General features: G+C 45.8%; 10 protein-coding genes. 9 read left to right on the forward strand and 1 reads right to left on the reverse strand.

Annotated elements, in window-relative coordinates; translation table 11 throughout:
- The first annotated feature begins 103 nt into the window (after positions 1 to 103).
- The 7 genes from QUA16_RS02105 to QUA16_RS02135 all read left to right on the forward strand — a co-directional run bounded on the left by QUA16_RS02105 (position 104) and on the right by QUA16_RS02135 (position 9,032).
- Positions 104 to 430, forward strand: a complete 327-nt coding sequence (locus QUA16_RS02105; protein ID WP_333101719.1) for a DUF433 domain-containing protein — start codon at positions 104 to 106, stop codon at positions 428 to 430.
- A 4-nt stretch (positions 431 to 434) separates the two neighbouring features.
- Positions 435 to 779 carry a DUF5615 family PIN-like protein gene (locus QUA16_RS02110; RefSeq protein ID WP_333101776.1) on the forward strand — a complete coding sequence of 115 codons (345 nt, stop codon included), beginning with the start codon at positions 435 to 437 and terminating at the stop codon, positions 777 to 779.
- Between the two features lie 169 nt (positions 780 to 948).
- Positions 949 to 1,872, forward strand: coding sequence for a hypothetical protein (locus QUA16_RS02115; protein ID WP_333101721.1), 924 nt, complete (start codon positions 949 to 951; stop codon positions 1,870 to 1,872).
- Between the two features lie 83 nt (positions 1,873 to 1,955).
- Positions 1,956 to 4,931, forward strand: coding sequence for an L-glutamate gamma-semialdehyde dehydrogenase (gene pruA, locus QUA16_RS02120; RefSeq protein ID WP_333101723.1), 2,976 nt, complete (start codon positions 1,956 to 1,958; stop codon positions 4,929 to 4,931).
- A gap of 120 nt (positions 4,932 to 5,051) precedes the next feature.
- Entirely contained in the window at positions 5,052 to 6,668 is a 1,617-nt protein-coding gene (locus tag QUA16_RS02125) for a glycosyltransferase family 39 protein (protein ID WP_333101724.1), read from the forward strand.
- A 36-nt stretch (positions 6,669 to 6,704) separates the two neighbouring features.
- On the forward strand, positions 6,705 to 8,375 hold the full coding sequence (locus tag QUA16_RS02130) for a glycosyltransferase family 39 protein (RefSeq protein WP_333101726.1): 1,671 nt from the start codon (positions 6,705 to 6,707) through the stop codon (positions 8,373 to 8,375).
- Positions 8,376 to 8,552: 177 nt separating this feature from the next.
- The gene (locus QUA16_RS02135) at positions 8,553 to 9,032 is read left to right on the forward strand and encodes a hypothetical protein (RefSeq protein WP_333101727.1); all 480 of its coding nucleotides are present in this window, start codon (positions 8,553 to 8,555) and stop codon (positions 9,030 to 9,032) included.
- A 191-nt stretch (positions 9,033 to 9,223) separates the two neighbouring features.
- Here the strand turns inward: QUA16_RS02135 and QUA16_RS02140 are convergent, their stop codons facing one another.
- Positions 9,224 to 11,269 (reverse strand): S8 family serine peptidase, encoded by a 2,046-nt coding sequence (locus QUA16_RS02140; RefSeq protein WP_333101728.1) that lies wholly within the window; start codon positions 11,267 to 11,269, stop codon positions 9,224 to 9,226.
- 632 nt (positions 11,270 to 11,901) lie between these two features.
- Here QUA16_RS02140 and QUA16_RS02145 point away from each other — a divergent pair.
- On the forward strand, positions 11,902 to 12,951 hold the full coding sequence (locus QUA16_RS02145) for a lysylphosphatidylglycerol synthase domain-containing protein (RefSeq protein WP_333101730.1): 1,050 nt from the start codon (positions 11,902 to 11,904) through the stop codon (positions 12,949 to 12,951).
- 332 nt (positions 12,952 to 13,283) lie between these two features.
- Positions 13,284 to 18,119: a DUF4347 domain-containing protein gene (locus QUA16_RS02150; RefSeq protein ID WP_333101732.1), complete on the forward strand. Its 4,836-nt coding sequence runs from the start codon at positions 13,284 to 13,286 to the stop codon at positions 18,117 to 18,119.
- Positions 18,120 to 18,181 lie beyond the last annotated feature (62 nt).

The raw sequence follows: 18,181 nt of genomic DNA on the forward strand, positions 1-18,181 counted from the left end.
CACAAGTACCATTTTTTTGTCTGGTGGTTTATTTTTACCAGTAAAAAGCTCCATCGCTATAATAGAGATACGACCTTCCCAGCAGCCAAACTCCTGATTAACTATGACACTAAAAGAATTAGAACCGCAACTGCTTTCCCTGAGTCCGCCCGAGAAAGCTCAAGCAATACAGATATTAGCTCAAAGTTTAGCCAACACCTGGCAGGGAATTGAAAAAACTCCCGGTGTAGTCGGCGGTAATGCCAGGATTGCAGGGACTAGAATTTCTGTTTGGGGATTGGTAGAGTCTCGTCGATTAGGTGCAACTGATGCTCAACTTTTAGAAGATTATCCGCATCTTAGTGCTAGCGACTTGAAAAATGCCTGGGCTTATGCTGAAGCATTTCCTGACGAGATTGAAGCAGCGATTAAGTTGAACGATATTGACTAATATCATGGCAGGTTTGTATGCAGATGAACAATTCCCGCGGGTAGTAGTTGAATTACTTCGCGCTCTAGGTCATGATGTGCTTACTGTACAAGAAGCGAGTAATGCAAATCTGGGCATTCCTGATGAAGATGTCCTGGCTTTTGCTGTCACAAAGGAACGGGCAGTTTTAACACTCAATCGAATCGATTTTATTCGACTGCACGCTTCACAACCTAATCATGCTGGTATCATTGTCTGCAAAGACGATCAGCAGGACAGACAGAGGATGGCTACACGTATTTCGGAGGCTATTTCTAATGTGGAAACATTGATAGGAATGCTGGTTAGAGTCAATCGTCCATCTCAATAAGTAACAGAGATTTAAAAAGTTGGTAAATTGCGATCGCCCCAGCAGATAGATTTCTCGATCGACACGGACGGCATTTTGTCAATAGCCGTGCCCTATGGGTGCTGTGCAGGCGATCGCACCAGTAACGTAAAATGTCTAAAAGCGGTATTTGTAAAATAAATTTAGCCCCATGAGCGACGAACAGGAAAAAAAACAAATTTTGACTCAGCAACCGGAAACAATTTCCCCTACCAGCGATGAGTTCGAGCGCAGTGAAATTGCCAGGGCTGATTCAACTTCCGCATCAGCAGAAACTCCCGCAGAAATTGCCGCCCCCGAAGATATTTCAGCGCCAATCGACGAAGCCGAAACAATTCCAATTGCCGCCGATAGCGCGCCGGAAACAACTCAACTTGCAAGTTACCCGCCTCCAACAATTCCAACTGCCAACCCCGAACCAAAACCAGCTCGCTCGTGGCAAATTTTAGCAGTTTTTCTCAGCGGAATGTTAGTCGGTTCCGTCCTTAGTCTCGGCAGTTTGCTAGCGTGGAGAATGTATCAGGAAAGAGCGAACCTTCAAATCAAACTACCCGCTGACGTACCCCTCCCCGAAAGACCTCCAACCGTCGCAACAGCGCCCGTCAACCGCAGGCCCGGACTTCCCCCAGCCCCTGGAAATGGACGGCCCCCCACAATCCCTCCGTCGCCCCGTCCCACTCAAATCCCCTCTCTGTCTGCCGTTCCGCAACTGGCTTCGCCGTCGCCGTCGCCGTTGCCGTTGCCTTCTCCTTCTCCTTCTCCCGCTGCGGTTGAAACCCCTGTAACTGAGCGAGTTTACTTTCAAGCCGGTGCTACGGGAACTACTCTGAGCAATAGTTTGCGAGCCAACATATCGAGGCGCTACTTACTGGAGTGCAATAGCGGCCAAAGCATGACAATAAAGGTTCAAGAAGGTCAAGTTAGCGCAGCAATTATTGCTCCTAACGGTGAAAATTTAGGTACTGCTAATAGCACAGGTCAGTGGCAAGGTCAACTAGCCAGTAGCGGCGATTATACTATTGAAATTTCAGGCGATCGCCAAGCCAACTACCAAGTTAAAATTGAAGTCAAATAGCAACTATAATTGTATCAGGGGGTAGTTACAAAATACATCAGCCCCCCTGTTGCTAATTACAAATTACCAATTACTTATTACCAATGATCGCACAAGTATCTGAAAACATCTACGAAGCAAAAACCCAGGAAATTGCCAAAGAAATCCTGAAGGCAACTCAAGACAAAAAGCGCTCTTTTTTCGGGCAACTGCAAGACCAAATGCGCTGGGACGACAAATTAATGGATTGGGCGATGGCTAGCCCCGGACTGCGGGTGCAATTGTTTCGATTCATCGACTGTTTGCCGGCACTCCGCAGCAAGCCAGAAATTGCCCGCCACCTGCAAGAATACCTGACGGCCCAAGAGGTAGAATTGCCCGAAGCTTTGAAAAAATTGCTCAATTTTACTAACGCTGAGTCGATTCCTGGACAATTGGCGGCGACGACGGTTGCGCCTGCGGTGGAAACTTTGGCGCACAAGTATATTTCTGGGGAAAATATCAAGCAGGTAGTTAAAACTTTAGAGCGACTTCGCAAAGATAAAATGGGTTTTACAGTTGACCTTTTGGGGGAAGCTGTTATCACTGAAACTGAGGCGCAAATTTATCTTAACCGCTATTTAGAATTGATGGAGGAACTGGCGAAGGCAGCGAAGAATTGGCCGCAGGTAGATGCAATTGACAAAGCTGACGGCGAAACTTTGCCACGAGTGCAAGTATCCGTAAAGTTAACGGCTTTTTATTCTCAGTTTGATCCTTTGGATGCTAAAGGTAGTGAGCAGAAAGTAAGCGAGAGAATTCGCCTGTTACTGCGCCGCGCGAAGGAGTTGGGCGCGGCGGTTCATTTCGATATGGAACAGTATGCTTACAAAAGTTTAACTCTGACAATTCTCAAAGACTTATTGTTAGAGGAAGAGTTTCGCAGTCGCACGGATATCGGAATTACATTGCAAGCATATTTGCGCGACAGTGCCCAAGATTTGCGAAACCTGATTTCCTGGGCAAAAAAACGCGGAAATCCGGTGACAGTGCGGCTGGTAAAAGGCGCTTACTGGGATCAGGAAACTATCAAAGCGATGCAGAAAGATTGGCCGCAGCCGGTCTACAATGACAAAGTTGCTACCGATGCCAATTTCGAGCAGATGACGCAGTTGCTGTTAGAAAATCACGAATATTTGTATGCAGCTATTGGCAGTCATAATGTACGATCGCAAGCGAGGGCGATCGCCATTGCCGAGACTCTCAATATACCGCGCCGCCGCTTTGAAATGCAAGTGCTGTATGGCATGGGCGACAAATTGGCTAAGCTTTTGGTCGATCGGGGTTATCGCGTTCGAGTCTACTGCCCCTACGGCGATTTGCTGCCGGGAATGGCTTATTTGATCCGCCGTTTGCTGGAAAATACCGCCAACAGTTCTTTCATCCGGCAAAGTTCCGAAGAAATGCCGATCGAACAATTGTTAGCCGCACCAGTTGCTAGTGGCAATGACCAGCTAGTTTACAGCAAAGTATTTCCCAACGTTGCCGATACCGACTACGCCAATACCAAATTGCGGCAACAAGCAGAAACAGCCATCAAATCAGTGCGCGCCAACTTAGGTAAAACCTATTTACCGCTAATCAATGGCGAGTACCAAAATACTGAAGCAACAGTTAACTCACTCAACCCTTCCAATCCCACAGAAGTAGTTGGCAAAATCGGATTGCTTTCCGAAGAACAAGCCCAACAAGCCCTTGAAGCAGCAAAAGCAGCCTTCACAGGTTGGCGAAAAACCCCCGTCCGACAGCGCGCCGGCGTCCTCCGCAAAGCCGCAGAATTGATGGAACAGCGGCGGCACGAACTATCAGCTTGGATGGTGTTTGAAGTCGGCAAACCAGTCAGAGAATGCGATGCCGAAGTCTCCGAAGCTATTGATTTTTGCCGCTACTACGCCGACGAAATGGAACGGTTGGAACAAGGGAAAAATTACGACATCCCCGGAGAAACTAACCGCTACAGCTATCAGCCGCGCGGCATTTCTTTAATCATTTCGCCTTGGAATTTTCCCCTCGCAATTCCCGTCGGCATGACAGTTGCATCCCTAGTTGCAGGTAATTGTACTTTGCTCAAACCTGCGGAAGTTTCCTCAGTAATTGCAGCGCAAATAGCTGAAATATTGCTAGAAGCCGGAATCCCCAAAGGCGTATTTCAATACGTACCTTGCAAAGGTTCAACGGTGGGCGCTTACATGGTGAAACATCCTGATGTCCACATGATTACTTTCACCGGTTCTCAGGAAGTTGGCTGTCAGATTTATGCCGATGCTGCGATTTTGCAGCCTGGACAAAAACACCTGAAACGAGTAATTGCGGAAATGGGCGGCAAAAATGCAATTATTGTCGATGAAAGTGCGGATTTAGACCAAGCAGTCGCAGGCGTAGTTTATTCGGCATTTGGATACAGCGGCCAAAAATGTTCCGCTTGTTCGCGAGTAATTGTGGTCGAATCGGTGTACGATAATTTTGTGGCAAGATTGGTAGAAGCGACGCGATCGCTCAATGTCGGCCCAGCAGAAAATCCCGGCACTCAAGTCGGCCCTGTGATCGATGCAAATGCCCATTCGCGCATCCGCGAATACATCGAAACAGGTCGCGCCGAAGCTAAAATAGCTTTAGAAATGCCGGCACCAGAAACCGGTTATTTTGTCGGCCCAGTCATTGTTACCGAAGTATCGCCCACAGCCACTATCGCCCAAGAAGAAATTTTCGGCCCGGTTTTGTCGGTGATTCGGGCTCATAATTTCAGCGAAGCGATTGCGATTGCTAACGGCACGAATTTTGCTTTAACCGGCGGATTGTATTCTCGCACGCCTTCGCATATCGATCGAGCCGCATCCGATTTTGAAGTCGGAAACCTGTACATCAATCGCGGAATCACCGGCGCTGTGGTATCGCGGCAACCCTTCGGAGGATTCAAACTTTCGGGAGTTGGTTCTAAAGCTGGTGGCCCGGATTATTTGCTGCAATTCCTCGAACCCCGCACCATAACCGAAAATATTCAGCGGCAGGGTTTTGCGCCAATTGAAGGAGTAGATGATTAATCTCTAATTCGGTTGATTAAGATTTGATACCCGACTTCTTAAAGAAGTCGGGTATATGCTATCTTGGTTTCAAGAAATCGGGGTTCGGCTATTCTGTTGTTCTAATTGAATTTACTTAAAATGGAATCTACAAAAAATGGTAGTCGCCTAAATTCTCACCATCCTTCACTTGACAAGTGGGTGAGAGTTTTAATGATAGTTATATTAGTCCTGGGTATATTTTTTCGTTTCGCCAATCTCGACAAAAAAGTTTACTGGCTAGACGAAGGTTACACTTCTCTGCGGATTTCCGGTTATACAGAATCGGAATTTATTCAAGAGTTTGGTGACGGTCAAATCCAGGAAATAAAAAGTCTACAAAAGTATCAGCGGATAAATGCAGAGAAAACCGTTTTTGACACCGTAAAAGGATTGGCAATAGAAGAATCTCAACTTACTCCCCTGTACTTTGTAGCAGTGAGATTCTGGGTGCAACTGTTTGGAGATTCCATCGCAGTAACTAGAAGTTTGTCGGCGGTTTTTAGCGTGCTGGCATTACCTTGTATGTATTGGCTATGCTTAGAATTATTTGAGTCATCGGTGACAGCTTGGTTAGCAGTTGCCATAATAGCTGTATCGCCTTTTCAGGTAGTTTATGCTCAGGAAGCTCGACCTTACAGTTTGTTTGTCATGTTAATTTTACTCTCAAGCGCGGTCTTGCTACGAGGAATGCGTCGAAAAACTAATAGTAGTTGGGCAATTTATGCTGTAACATTAGTAGTTGGATTTTATTCTCACCTATTATTTGGAATAGTTGCAATAGGACATGGAGTCTATGTATTAATTATCGAAAAATTCCGGTTTAATAAGACGGTAATTGGCTATTTGCTAGCATCCATAGCAGGATTGATTGCTCTGTCTCCTTGGATTATAGCTTTTATAAAAAATTCGGGCAGTGCCGCTGATAAAACCTCCTGGCTGTCTCTGAGAAGACCTGTTTCAGAATTGATGAAAAATTGGGTATGGAACATTAGCAAGCAATTTTTTGATGTGGGAATTTACTGGGATTTGCTACGACCCTATTTGATATCTACTCTGCCAGTTAGTTTAATGATTTTAATAATGGTCGGGTATTCTTTTTATTTACTTGTCAGTAAAACCGAAATGCGAGTTTGGTTGTTTGTTGTGACCTTAACGTTCGTGATAGTAGGAATTTTCTTACCAGCGGACTTAATTAGGGGAGGGATTCGATCTATCAACACTCGTTACATGATCCCCTGTTATTTAGGAATCCAGATATCTCTTGCTTATCTTTTTACTCAACTTCAAGTTACAATCCAATTACAAAAGCTGTGGAGAGTAGCTCTAGTTGTTCTGCTCTCAATTGGAATTGCGTCTTGCTGCCTCTATGTGTCAGCAGATAATTGGTGGAATAAATCCGGCTCTCTTCTTAACGTTTCGATCGCCCGCACAATCAACTCAGCTTCTAAGCCATTAATCATAACAGACTTTTCAGAGTATATTGTATGGGATATCGGCAATTTACTCAGTCTGAGTCACAAACTCGATCCCAAAGCTAAATTATTACTAATGTCACCTACAAATAATCTTGACATACCGGAAAATTTTGACGAGATATTTTTGTACAGTATTTCTCCAGAATTAAAGACAAAAATTGCCAAAAGTAATCAATATAAAATACAAACAATCTATGCGGAAAATGACGAAATGATCCTAGGCAAAATAGTCAATAAATGATATTTTATATAGTAACAGCAGGTGAGTTTGTTGAAAATGGAATTTCCTAAAAATTGCGATCGACTCAATTCTCACAACCCTTCACTTGACAAGTGGCTGCGATTTTTAATTATAGCCGTATTAGTCATAGGTGTTTTATTTCGCTTCGCCAATCTCGATCGCAAATTTTACTGGCTCGACGAAACATATACTTCTTTGAGAGTTTCGGGCTACACCGAAGCCGAAATAATCACAGAAATTTCGTACCAGAAAATAACCTCGCCCTCGGATTTACAAAAATATCAGCAGATAAATTCAGAACACAATTTAACTGACACGCTACATTCTTTAGCAACAGAAGACCCCCAACACCCGCCGCTGTATTACATACTAGCGCGACATTGGGCGCAATGGTTCGGCAGTTCTGTTACAGCAATGAGAAGTTTGGCCGCCGTGATTAGCCTGCTAGTATTTCCCGCAATTTATTGGCTGGCTTGGGAGTTATTTGAATCTTCAGCCGTAGCGTGGATGGCGATCGCAATTTTCGCAATTTCTCCCTACCACATCTTGTTTGCCCAAGAAGCAAGACAGTACAGTTTGTGGACATTAACTACTATTTTATCCAGTGCCGCCCTACTGCGAGCCACGCGCCCTGAAAAAAATCAAAATGCTCTCGCCCTTGTGTCTCACTGGGCACTGTACGCAGTCACAGCAGCAATGGGATTTTACACCCACTTGTTATTTGTCTGCGTCGCCGCCGCCCATGCAATCTACATCGCAATCATTGCCAACTGGCGGGATATTAAAACATTTATTGCCTATTATGTAGCAGTTGTAGTAGCATTAATTGCCTCCATCCCTCCCCTGATAAATTCTTTAGAAAACTTCAATCAAATTAGAAGCACAACAGCATGGACCGAACAAACAAATTTCTTAAGATTAGTCAGCAGGTGGGTTGGTTCCGTCACCATAGCATTTTTTGATATTGGCATCGATGGAACTGCCAACGCCACACAACTAGCCTTGCTAATTCCAGTTGGGCTCATGATTCTAGCTTTAGTCGGCTATGCCCTTTATTATCTATGCCGACAAACACCAAAGCGAGTGTGGTTGATTGTATTGTTATTAATTGCAACAACTGCTTTATTTTTGGCAGTGCCTGATATAATCAAGGGTGGAAGGCGATCGGCAAATCCGCGATATTTAGTTCCTTGTTATGTGGGAATTCAGCTAGCAGTGGCTTACCTACTGTCTGCGAAAATTAGTAGCAATTTGGAGAACTTCAAACCGCAAAAACTGTGGAAAATAGTTATAGTTGCCGTTTTTTTTGCAGGTATTATATCCGGTGGAGTTAGTTCTCAAGCAGATATTTGGTGGAATAAAGGCAGCGGTTGGTTGCGTGCCTTGGAAGTAGCTGGGACTGTCAATCAAGCCAGGAATCCCCTAATTATCAGCGATGCCAATATCGCACATATCATGCCTTTAAGTTATTACCTAGAACCCAAAGTCAAACTGCTAATAGAACCCCGCTGTTACACTTCTTGCTACAAAAATCGAGAATTGGCAAATAAAAAACCCCAACCCCCGCAAATTCCCGGCGGTTTCAGCGAGTTGTTTTTATACAGACCGTCCTCTACTTTGCGATCGGCAATTCAGCAACAAAACTATCAAATAGCTCCGGCTGACACTAAAGTATATCTTAATCTGTGGAAAATTACCAAGAAATAATCTCAAATATTAAGGCAAAAAACACTTGTTTGCTGCCAAGAAATAAATTTATTATTCAAGGCGACATACTGGCCATAAACGGTCTTTTTGGAAGTATGTCGCAAGTATAGTTCGATAGGTTTGCTTTTCGTGGTAAGCTAAAAGTTAAGAATCAAAAAATAACATCAAAAATCTCAAATGACAGTCACTGAAACCTCCAACATTCGTAAGCTGCTGTGCGATCCAGACTTAGGGCTGATTCCTCACCTAGAAAAGTGCCTGAAAGATTTGCACTCATCTGCGATCGCCAGTGGAGAGAAATTCAAGGTAGAACCTTACGATATAGAACTCAAAAGCTGCCACACCCAGAAGCATCCCAACGACCAAAAACCCCTCGTCACTCAGTCAGTGTTAATAAAAGTTCCCCTGACTGGGAAAGTTCAAGACAAGATGCACCTATATCTGATCGCAACTGAGTTGCAGAACCAAATCGACGTTAAAATTATCGACTGGAGTGCCTTAGAACGCCGCCAATACGACATTCAGGGCATCCCCTTAAAGCAGCCGATCACCAAAATAGACGGGCAGATGAATTACGAGTTAGTATTCGATCGACCAACCTACTGCTGCATCACCCTGTGTCGCCAATTTGACTTAACTTACGCCGCCAATTTTTAATTTGGCTTGTAGGGGCGGGTTTCACCAACAATATTTAGGTTAATTAACAATCTATAAAACCCGCCCCTATCCCACGGTAAACCCCTTGTACATTTTTCGCATTCAATACAAATCAATGTTGATGTAGATTGTTAGTTGTGTGGGGGCGGGATATTATGGTTAATCGATCGGACATGATATTATCAATGAATTCAAACCGCTCGATTGGCAGTTTCCGCAAGAATCCTCTTAATATCAGCAGGAGTCAGACTCGGATTAGCTTGCAACATCAAAGCTATCACGCCGGATACTTGTGGCACTGCCATTGAAGTACCGGCAAAATATCGATAGGGAATCCCCGGTTGAGAAAGTGGCACAGTGGAATAAACATCACTAGAATCCGCCCTACCACCGTCGCCGCCCGGAGCAACAAAATAATTAATAGTCTCCGTACCCGCCCGGTTAGAATACTCCCCAAACAAGCCATTTCGGGTAACACCACCGACAGCAATTCCTACCTCATTGGCAAACCGAGCCGGATAATCTACTTGTGGGCGAGCATCATTTCCCGCCGCCGAAATCACGATCGCGCCTTGAGCTTCGGCCGCTCGAATAGCATCCAATTCTTGAGCATTCAACTGTTGACCGCCCAAACTCACATTGATTATCTTCGCTCCATTTGCCACCGCATAATTAATCGCATTAATTTCATCCCGAATTTTACCTACCCCTGCCCGATCGAGTATTTTCAAAGGCATAATCTTCGCAGTCGGAGCCGTTCCAGTAATCCCAACCCCATCTTTTTTCGCAGCAACTAAACCCGATATATGAGTGCCGTGATTGTTATCATCCATCGGGTCATTATCGTTATTGACAAAATCCCATCCTCGGAAATCGTCAACAAACCCATTGTTGTCATCATCAACCCCGTTGCTAGCTTTATTGCGACCGATCGCATCAACGCCGGTTTCCCCCGCATTGCTCCAAATATTCCCCGTCAAATCCGGGTGATTGTAGTCCACTCCGCTGTCGATAACTGCCACCACAATTCCGTCTCCAGTCAAGCCCTGGGCCCAAACCTCTGGAGCTTTAATTAAATCTCTGCCCCACTCGTCGCCACCCAAGTCGGGAACATCAGGAAAAGTTGCAGTACCTTGAGCTTTAGCAACTGCCGCTGCAGCATTCACCAAACCGAACCCAAAACGAGAGTCAAAACCCTGCAAGTTGCTCGGATTGTTAGGAGAAACAGTTGCAGGGGTTGCAGACAGATTGAGGGAGAAATTTGTACTGCCTTGGTATTGATAAATTCTGACAAAGTAAGTTCCTGCAGCTAAACCGTTGATGTCGATCGTTTCCGGCGATAAATCCGGTTGTTGAGAAGAAGCAATAATATCGGTGAAGTCAATAGAATTGTCGCCGTTAATATCTTTAATGAGAGCAACATCAACATCTGCCGTCAAACCGGTGACAGTTAATTTAAAGTCGCTAGTTGCAGGCAAAGTAAAGCGGTAAAGGCCGTCTGGCCGGGCGTTGCTAAGCGAGTCTGCGATCGTTTGAGTGCCGCCCAAAACGCCTAAATCGCGAGCTTGATCCAGTTGGTTGCCCAATACGGTAGTTGCAGAGATGAATGTATTGGCGAGGTCTTGTGGAGATGCGTTGGCTACCAAGCCTAAAATAGCATTGGATTGGCGAATTTTAATTAATGTATTGGAAATACCGGGGGCGATCGATATTTCTTCGAGAATCAAGTCAGCTTCGGTAAGATTGTCAGTCAGTCCGATCGAATCCACAAAACTGTTAAAGTCAGTAATAACGTCTGCAGCCGCCGGATCGGACACTGCGGAGTTGCTGCGGAGGACAAAGGTATCGGGGCCCAAACCCCCTGTCAGCGTATCTTTACCCCCATCCCCCACTAAAACGTCGCTGCCGTCGCCGCCGTTGAGGGCGTCATCTCCCTTACCTCCCTGCAAGGTATCGCTGCCGGCATCGCCAAACAGGAAGTCGCTGCTGACACCGCCGTTAAGTACATCGTTGTCTGCGCCCCCTAACAGCGTATCGGAATTGCCACCGCCGAGAATGCGATCGTTACCATTATCACCGCTGATTATTTCGGCATCCGACGAACCGACAATAAAATCGTTGCCGCCGAGGGCAAAAAATCCGTTAGGATAAGGAGTCAAAAAGCCCGGAGTCAAGGCGAAACTATTGGGGTTATCATCTAAAAGATAGGAAAGACCGTCAGGGCTCGGGCCGGGCATAGAAATGTACTCCTAGTGAGGTATATCGATCTAAATTTTAGATTTTAAATTTAAGTTTGTGGTTAAAAACGCCCTAAATAGTCTGTAATGCGGGCATTACGCACAGTCTGTAGAGGTCTGCATAGGTTAGGCTAAACTGAGATGTTCCACCCTTCTCAATTACTTGTTTAGGAACAGGCAAGATGCCTGTTCCACAAAAATGTTGAGTTATTGTGGCACGGGCATCTTGCCCGTTTAGGAACAGGCAAGATGCCTGTTCCACAAGAATGTTGAGTTATTGTGGAACCAACAGGCAAGATGCCTGTTCCACAAAAATGTTGAGTTATTGTGGAACGGGCATCTTGCCCGTTTAGGAACAGGCAAGATGCCTGTTCCACAAGAATGTTGAGTTATTGTGGCACGGGCATCTTGCCCGTTTAGGAACAGGCAAGATGCCTGTTCCACAAAAATGTTGAGTTATTGTGGAACGGGCATCTTGCCCGTTCTTGACAATGGTGCAACATCTCAGGTTAAACAGATTTATTCCGTCATATCATGCCGTGTAAATCAACCACAATTCCGTCTTAGCCCATCTAAAATATAAAATCTAAAACAGTATAACTTAATCCCAAATTCAAAATCGGGATCAGAAAATGGGGAAACAACACTTGCATCGAATTCAGAATTTTTTGAAGATTGCGAAGTCGCATTTAAAGCCTTATTTGCGCTATTTGATTTTAGGCGGGACGTTTTTATTTATTGCCAAAGCTTTTTTAACTCACTGGCGAGAAGTCGCGAATATCCAAATTCGAGCAGAAAGTTTTCCGTTGCTGGCGATCGCCCTTGGCGTCACTTTACTTTCTCTAATTTTTGTCGGCTGGGTGTGGATGTTGATTTTGCGGGAATTCCGTCAACCTGTAACTGCTGCCTGGGCGATTCAAGTTTTTCTCAAAACTAATATTGCCAAGTATTTGCCGGGGAATATTTGGCATTTTTGGGGTCGAATATTGGAAGCCAAAAAAGCCGGCATTTTCCCGAAAGCTGCTACTCTCAGCGTGTTGCTGGAACCGCTGCTGATGGCTTCTGCGGGCGTTTTGATTGGGTTGATTTGTTTTGACAAATTCAATTGGTGGTTGCGGCTTGTGGGTTGTGCTGCTATTTTAACGGCGATTCATCCCCGCATTTTAAATCCGATCGTTCTCTTTGTAGAGCGGTTGAAGTTATCAAAAAATAATGGGGAAAATTCCCAGGCTGGGGCGGCTGCGGGCGAGGAACTGAATTTTCGTGAAGAGTCTACCTCCAATCTAGCTAAAAGAACATCGAATGTCAAGTCCCGACGCAAAATTAATTTGCCAATTAAACGCTATCCTTTAGTGCCGTTAATCGGACAAATGTGTTTTATCGGATTGCGGGGCTGCGGTTTTTTGCTAACTGTAATGGTTTTAACTCCGGTGAACTTTAGCAATATTCCCAACTTGTTCGGTGCTTTTTGTTTTGCGTTTGTTGTCGGTTTAGTCGTACCGGGAGCACCGGGGGGAATGGGAGTATTTGAAGCAACGGCGATCGCCCTGCTGTCCGATCGCTTTTCTACGGGTATAATTTTGAGTGCGGTGGCTTTGTATCGGATAATTAGCATTCTGGCGGATGTTTCCGGTGCTGCTTTGGCAAAGCTCGATCGCCAGCGCGATCGGCACAGTCGGTGAGTGGGAAAATATATGAGGCCAGCGGACTTGCCCCGATTAGCAGGACTCGAAAATATGTATTTTTATTAAGATTTTTTGCATACGTACGTATGCTGGGTATATTGGACTCAATAAAAAAAATCTCAACTCATTTGTTTAGGCTGCTAAGAAAAAAAGCCACAAACAATAGAGTCTGAATCCATAAATTTAAGACCTGCAAACAAACCGAGTTGCTCTCATAAAATCTACACCTTTAGGTATTTCTACCGTGAAGAAAACGGTTTTTTTAGTTCCGGTGTGCTTGTCCTGGATTTATGAAAAATTGTTAACTTTAGGATATAGGGTACACAGCCATGATGCCAGTTTTATCAGCAGGTGCGATCGAACTTCCGAATCAAATCAACGCGGGCAATGGGAGTTTTGGGGAAAAGAGCGATCGGCCCAATAACCCCAGTACAATAGTATTTATCGATGCCGCAGTAGCAGACTATCAAACACTCCTAGATGGAGTGAAATTGGGAGTAGAAGCAATAGTTATCGACTCGCACAGAGATGGAGTAGAACAAATTAGCGAAGTCTTAGCGAATCGCACTAATATTGACAGCATTCATCTAGTTTCCCACGGCGAACCTGGAAGCTTGCAACTCGGTAAAACCAGACTGTGTGTGGATAACCTAGAAGCTTATAGCCAGCAATTGCAGCAATGGCGACGCGCTTTAACAATTGATGGAGACATCCTGATTTACGGCTGCAATGTAGCAGCAGCATCCCGCGCTTGTCAGAAAGTCCGCCAGGGAATTTATTCCCTGTCTCAAAGCGAAAGTCGGTTGAAACCGACATCTTGCAGCAATATCAATAAGAGGATTTTTCGTGGGATCGGGCGGGTTTATAGAACCTATTTGCAAGCTTTAAGGCTGTTGGCGAACCCGCCCCTAGGGCTAATTGAGAATGGTGCAATATCTCAGTTGAAACCGACTAAAAACAATTTCATTAGACAGTCCTCTTTAGAGGACTTTTGCTATGAGACGGGGGTTGAAACGAACGGCGGAATCGAGGGCGAACTAGCCTTAGAATACTTTGGTGAAACGAGAATTGAAACCTCCAGCGGACTCGATGAACAAGCGGTAGATGGTAAGCACTTCCTCCACCGCATTGCATCCCTCACTGGTGCAAATATCGCCGCATCCAAGCATCTCACAGGGAGTGCAAAATTAGGTGGCAACTGGGAACTCGAAACACAAATCGGCTACATCAAATCTCCCCTAGCATTCGAGTCAAAGGCGATGCAAAACTATGCGTCGGTTTTGAATACCTATACCGTTAAAAATACTTTCGATAGCGGTACAGATTCTCTGAGAGATGCGATCGAAAAAGCTAATTTTAATCCCGGATTAGACACAATTAACTTTAACATTCCCGGCACTGGCCCTTATACCATTACCCTTAATCAAGCCTTACCTGTCATCACCAGCCCAGTTAGTATCGATGGGACATTTCAACCTGGATATGCTGGTAAACCGATAATTGAACTAAATGGCAGTTTAGTACAACAACCAGCATCATTTTCAAACTCTTTTTATATCAATGGTTTAGAGTTAGGCAAGAATCCTTTGGGCGGCGCAGAAGATTCCAGTGGAAGTACCATTCAAGGATTGGTTATTAACGGATTCGGAAAGGGTGGAAATTCTATAGGTCACGGCATTGGGGTACAGACTAACAACAATATCATCCAAGACAACTACATTGGTACTGATATTAGCGGTACGACTGCTGTAGGCAACACTTTCACTGGGATCAGAATCCAAAGTTACACTCAAAACAATCCTCCTAACGTTGTCCCTCCCGTAACAGGTAATATTATCTCCCGCAACGTCATCTCTGGCAACGGCTTGACAGGCATATTTGTGGCGAGGGAAGGAGTCACAAATACCAAAATTACTGGCAATTACATCGGGACTGATGCCACGGGAACAATAGCTTTAGGTACCGAGGGCGATGGCATTTTGATCTTAGGCAAAAACGGGAATAATACTATCGGGGGTACAGCACCTGGAGAAGGTAATATCATTGCTAACAATAAAGGGAGTGGTATTGAAATTAATGCACGTTCCGGCAGTAACACCATACAAGGCAATCGTATCTTTAATAACAAACGATTAGGAATTGACTTAATCGGCAATACTGGCATCACTCCCAACGATTTGGGCGATGCGGATATAGGCAGCAACAACCTGCAAAATTACCCGGTTCTGACCTCAGTTAGCGGCAACACAGTCAGCGGCATTCTCAACAGCACTCCTAACGCCAACTTCCGCGTCGAATTCTTTGCTAATAGCAGTTATGACCCGGCAGGGGCCGGTCAAGGTGAAACTTTCCTGGGTTTCCAAGACGTTACTACAGATAGTGCGGGCAATGCTAATATCAACTTCGCCTACACTCCAGTAGCAGGGAAACCGGTTCTCGCTGCTACTGCTACTAACAAAACTACAGGCGATACCTCGGAATTTTCCCGTCGCAATCAATCTCCTATTAATTCAATACCGGGAAGAACAACCACCACCACAACTAACCCGAATAACATTACCCTCAACAGCGGAGACTTCGTATATAACGTTTTAGCGACACCCTATCCGTCTGCTATTGACGTTTCAGGTGTAACAGGAAAAGTAGACAGCGTTACGATCGCTCTTAACAATGTTAAAACGGTTTATGGTCAATATCCCGATGAATCGCAGGTCATCAATCTCTTGCTAGTTGGGCCAGAGGGACAAAACGTGGTGTTAATGTCTCACGTTCCATCGACACCACTCAACAACGTCACGTTGAAGTTGGATGATAATGCAGCCTCTTTTCTTTATGATTTTTCTAGTTCTACAGTCCCAACTATCGCTTCAGGCAACTACAAACCGAGTAACTATTCGTTAAACAATGCTCGCGATATTTATCCCTTAGCTTTACCACCCGGTACGCCGACAGGGGCACCAGAAGGGCCTTACGGTTCGACTCTTTCTGTTTTCAATAAAACTAACCCCAACGGCACTTGGAAATTGTATGCAGTTGATGCTAACCAATATAATTCTAAAGCTTCCAATGCTACTACTCCAGGAAATATTGCTAGTTGGAGTGTAGACATTACTACTGATATCGGCAAAGAAACGACGACTCAAAATACTCCTCGCATCTTCTCGGCTAGCAACGGCAATAGTATCTCTGTATCGGATTCAGATAGCGAGTCGGTGGAAGTTAATCTCAGCGTTACCAGCGGCACTCTTACACTCAAGTCGCTGACGGGAGTTACCGGATCGGGGAATGGCAGCAACAGCCTGATTTATACGGGAAAACAGGCTGATATTAATGCTGCTTTAGATGGTTTAACTTATACGCCGAATCCGAATTTTAGCGGAACAGATACGCTGACTTTGACGACAAACGATCGCGGATCGGCAGAATTAGGCGGTGCTCAAACCGATAGCGATCGTGTGGATATTACCGTCAACCCACTAACTCCGACACCAACTCCACCGACGCCAACTCCGACTCCAACTCCGACGCCAACCCCGACTCCGACTCCAACTCCAACGCCAACTCCAACGCCAACTCCAACGCCAACTCCAACGCCAACTCCAACTCCGACTCCAACTCCGACTCCGACTCCCACGCCGACGCCCACTCCAACTCCGACTCCAACTCCGACGCCAACCCCGACTCCGACTCCGACTCCAACGCCCACTCCAACGCCCACTCCAACGCCCACTCCAACGCCCACTCCAACGCCAACTCCAACGCCAACTCCAACGCCAACTCCGACTCCGACTCCCACGCCAACTCCGACTCCGACTCCCACGCCGACGCCTACTCCGACTCCCACGCCGACGCCTACTCCGACTCCGACTCCGACTCCGACTCCGACTCCGACTCCGACTCCGACGCCAACTCCGACGCCAACTCCGACGCCAACTCCGACTCCTGCGGAAACTCCGACACCTACGCCGACTCCTTCGGAAACTTCTACTCCGACTCCGACGCCGACTCCGACTCCAACTCCGACTCCGACTCCGACTCCGACGCCGACTCCGACTCCGACGCCTGCGGAAACTTCTACTCCGACGCCAACTCCGACCCCAACACCAACGCCTGCGGAAACTTCTACTCCGACGCCGACTCCAGCAGAAAATCCGACGCCAACACCAACACCAACGCCTGCGGAAACTCCGACTCCGACTCCGACTCCAACTCCGACGCCTGCGGAAACTCCGACCCCAACACCGACCCCAACACCATCAGTACCTGTTGTTACAACAGGAAGTGATACTGATTGCATTTGCAATACTATTGAGTATCCAAAAGTCGATCGCCAAAACCAAGCTGACAACATTATCAACGGCAATGGTAGCGGTGCAATTCTGTTTGGTACACCAGAAAATGATGCTTTTTACGGCAGTCCAACTCCGAATATTTTCGATGCGGATTTAGGCGATGACAACCTCTACGGCGGTGAAGAAGACGACATCCTTTACGGCAACCGAGGCAATGATTTTATTGACGGCAACCAGGGAGATGATATCCTTTTTGGCGGCAAGGGCAATGACATCTTTGTTGGCGGTGAAGGCGAAGATATAATTTTTGGCAATAGCGGCAATGATTCAATAAATGGTAAACAAGACAACGACTTAATTTTGGGCGGTGAAGGTGATGATTTTATCGACGGTGGCAAAGGCAGCGATATCGCATTGGGAGGCAAGGGAAATGATATAATCTTCGGCAGCGAAGGCGAGGATTCTCTCTACGGCGATTATGGTAATGATACCCTCTGCGGAGGTGCTGGCAATGATTGTCTGAGTGGAGGTGCTGGCAATGATTTGCTAGACGGGTGCGAGGGAAATGATACTTTGATTGGTGGCAAAGGTAATGATACTCTGATTGGCGGTTTGGGGGATGATTGTTTAATTGGAGGTGCTGGGAGCGATCGCTTTTTACTGTCTGCCAATTCTGGTATCGATATTATTGCCGATTTTGAAGCGGGAAAAGATTTGCTGATGCTAGCTAATGGCTTGACATTCGAGCAATTAACTCTTACTGAGAATAGCGGTGCAACATTGATTCAGTTTGGGAAAACAGGAGAAATTATAGCTGCTTTAAACGGAGTTTCTGCTAGCATAATAAGCGCCAGTGATTTCACTTTCATTTAAACAGGCTCACCACTGATGCAGGTCGGCAACAAACGGTGTCCCGGAACTCGACTTTTTGTGCC

The sequence above is a fragment of the Microcoleus sp. S13_C3 genome (assembly GCF_036700905.1).
Lineage (GTDB): Bacteria > Cyanobacteriota > Cyanobacteriia > Cyanobacteriales > Microcoleaceae > Microcoleus.